This window comes from Bradyrhizobium sp. Cp5.3, assembly GCF_000426265.1.
In the GTDB taxonomy this organism is placed as follows: Bacteria; Pseudomonadota; Alphaproteobacteria; order Rhizobiales; family Xanthobacteraceae; genus Bradyrhizobium; species Bradyrhizobium neotropicale.
Map to the genome: position 1 here is coordinate 1 of NZ_AUFA01000119.1, position 2,769 is coordinate 2,769.

Genomic DNA, 2,769 nt, shown 5'->3' on the forward strand with positions numbered 1-2,769 from the left:
GCTCCGCCGATCGCCCGTTGCTCCACCCGCGCCGCATGGCGTAGAAAACCCCGAGACTCTAACCGCCGCTGGATGAAACTTCGGTGGCAGGTCACGCGGAGTGAAGTTGGGCGAACTACTCCTAAAGAAGGTCTTTTGGTTCGCTCAGGCTAACAAATACGATCTTGTCTATCTCACGACCTACGATAGTCAGGTCGCGCTCATTGATCTTCTCGAATTTTATGGGTTCAAACATACCGCAACAAAAGCGGATGGCGAGCTGGTTTATGAGAAGGTTTTCGCCCGCGAGAAGCTCGCCCCCATTCCTGGGACTTCAAACTTCGAGACGGATCGCCTCAACTACCCCCGCTTCATTGCCGGTCCGGATACGAGAGCTTTTGGCGTCCCTATAAGGGAGGCCTATCATGACACATTATATCCGGACCTAAGAAATCCGGTCCAAGCTGATCTATTCGATCTGGCTGGCATGGGCGTGGGCCCCAAGCGCCCAGGCAATACCATCCGAAAAGTCTACTTATGCCGAGCGCAATCCACTCTCGGACCACCGGGCTCTCTTCTATTTTTCTACAAGGGGAAATCCAAGAGCCCACCTTCCCAAGCCTTTACTACAATCGGTCTCTTTGAGGAAAGTTCAGTAGCAACCTCAACTAAGGACCTTATGCTGCTCACCGGCGGGCGTTCGGTTTACAGCGAGGCGCAACTCAGCGAATGGGAAGCGTCGCCTGAGCGCCCGGTGAAAGTGATTAATTATCTCCTTGCGGCGTATATAGAGCCTGCCATCTCTCTCTGCGAACTACAGGGCATCGGCATTATCGGAAGTCACCCACCTCAATCGATCTTCGAAATAGATCGCGCTTCCTTGGACCGACTTCTACAACGTCTGCAGTTGGGCTTCTCCGTCTGAACCCGTAAGACGGGTGGAGCAAGCCCGCAGGCAGAATTAGCGCAGCGCAATCCGCGACTAGGGATCGTCGGCGCAATATGCTCCGCTATGCTCCCTACCCACTCCCACAAGACCCATGCCAAGAAAAAGCAAGAACCTCCTCCCTCGCCTTCGCAGCTTCCGGCGGGGCGCTCGGTGGGCGCGAAAGACGTTCGCGCGAGCGCCGCGGGCGGTTCGTATCGCGGGCGTCACAGCGATCCTGCTTGCGGTCTTGGCGCTGACAAACATCGTCTATCACGTCATCCGCAAGCCGACCGAGCTGTTTGTCCTTGTCGGCAACTCCCTCGACAAGGAGCCGGCCGAGACTTGGCGGCAATACGGGCCGCTCTTCCGCAAGCATTCCACCGATACGATCACGCCCGAATTGCTGGCCGCGCTGGCGCAGGTCGAGACTTCAGGGAATCCGGTGGCGCGCACCTACTGGCGCTGGCGATGGAACCTCAATCCCCTCGCGATTTACCGGCCCGCGTCCAGCGCCGTCGGCCTCTACCAGATGCTAGACGCAGCCTACGCCGAGGCCGCGCGGTTCTGTGTCCGTGGCAACGCGGTCACGGAAAGCGGCTGCGGGTCTACCTTCCTCTACATCCGCGCGATCCCGAGCCACGCCATCGAGCTGGCATCGGTGTATCTGGACCGCCAGGTGGCCGATGTTCTCACCCGCGCGGGCGATGTGAAGGCCAGCGCGCAGCAGAAGCAGGATCTGGCCGCCTTCATCCATCTCTGCGGCGCAGGTCCCGCCACAGCCTACGCACGCCGTCACTTTCAGATGATGGCCGGCGAGCGGTGCGGCGATCACCTCGTCGCAAGCTATGTCGCCAAGGTCAACGCGATGAAGCGGCAATTTCTGCGCCTTGCGGCGGATGACGGCAATTAGGACGCAGGGTGGATGGAGTCCGTAGCTCGTAGGATGGGTAGAGCGGGTCGTCCGCCGTAGCTCGACGAGCGAAGGCGGAAGCGAAACCCATCAATTGCCTCTTCGAAGGTGATGGGTTTCGCAAGAGCTCTACCCATCCTACGGGCTGCGGAACCAATGAGCGGGCATTGTTTTGAATCATGTTGCTTCTGTTGTGGGTGGCAGGTGCAGTGGCGACTTGAGAGGCGAACATGGTCCTGGTGGGACTTGGCGCGCTGCTCATCCTTGGCGGTTTCCTGTACATGGCACGCGCCACCATTTGGCGGGGACCGCTCAGCGGGAGAGATTCGTCCCGGCAGGTGCGCGAGACGCTGGAGCCGCCGCGGCGCGGCCTTGGATTCCTTGGATTGGGAGCGAACTGGCCGGGTGTCGTTCTGATGGCAATCGGTGCAGTGCTGATGGCAACGGGCGCAAGCTTCTAAGACTGCAAGCGTAGGATAGGTCGAGCGACCTGTCCGCCGTAGCTCGCAGAGCGAAGGCGGAAGCTCCATCCGGGCTGCTCGCTGTGGTGAAACTTGACCTAGCCTTCGCTTCGGTCGCTTGATAAGCGAGGGTCGGCGCGCGCCGACGGAGCGCAACTGGAAGGATCACCATGAACGGTAATCGTTACTACGGCGTCCGCGTCGAGGGCGCGAAATACGGCGTGGGCTTCGGCTCGGCGCTCGCCATCGCGATCTCCTACACCAACAACCATTCGATCCTGTGGGCGATCATCCACGGGATCCTGGGCTGGCTCTACGTGATCTTCGTCGCGCTGTTCCGGTAACGACCTGCGCTCGTCCGGGCTACTTACTGCAGTAGCTCGTCGGATGGGTAGAGCGGGGGATGTCCCGGGTTCTGTTGAATTTCTGAAGAGGTCGGCGTTGCCCACCTTGAGCCGGTAGGCTCGGGGTGCTGATTCCACAAAGGAGAG

The 2,769-nt window shown here is 59.8% G+C and carries 3 protein-coding genes and 1 pseudogene; all 4 read left to right on the plus strand.

From position 1 onward, the window contains the following. Positions 1 to 94 precede the first annotated feature (94 nt). A pseudogene (locus K289_RS47320) lies at positions 95 to 904 on the plus strand (GNAT family N-acetyltransferase); the annotation flags it as partial. A 115-nt stretch (positions 905 to 1,019) separates the two neighbouring features. Next, a complete protein-coding gene (locus K289_RS0140630; protein ID WP_027556523.1) occupies positions 1,020 to 1,817 on the plus strand; it encodes a hypothetical protein in 798 nt (265 codons plus the stop codon). A 230-nt stretch (positions 1,818 to 2,047) separates the two neighbouring features. Next, positions 2,048 to 2,278 carry a hypothetical protein gene (locus tag K289_RS0140635; RefSeq protein ID WP_027556524.1) on the plus strand — a complete coding sequence of 77 codons (231 nt, stop codon included), beginning with the start codon at positions 2,048 to 2,050 and terminating at the stop codon, positions 2,276 to 2,278. A 170-nt stretch (positions 2,279 to 2,448) separates the two neighbouring features. After that, complete coding sequence (locus tag K289_RS52025; protein WP_018644642.1) at positions 2,449 to 2,622, plus strand: hypothetical protein; 174 nt, start codon at positions 2,449 to 2,451, stop codon at positions 2,620 to 2,622. Positions 2,623 to 2,769: the final 147 nt, after the last annotated feature.

What these genes read in the sequence shown, in the direction of transcription:
- K289_RS0140635 (WP_027556524.1), top strand. Translation starts at nt 2,048, where the DNA reads ATGGTCCTGGTGGGACTTGGCGCGCTGCTCATCCTTGGCGGTTTCCTG.
- K289_RS0140630 (WP_027556523.1), top strand. Translation starts at nt 1,020, where the DNA reads ATGCCAAGAAAAAGCAAGAACCTCCTCCCTCGCCTTCGCAGCTTCCGG.
- K289_RS52025 (WP_018644642.1), top strand. Translation starts at nt 2,449, where the DNA reads ATGAACGGTAATCGTTACTACGGCGTCCGCGTCGAGGGCGCGAAATAC.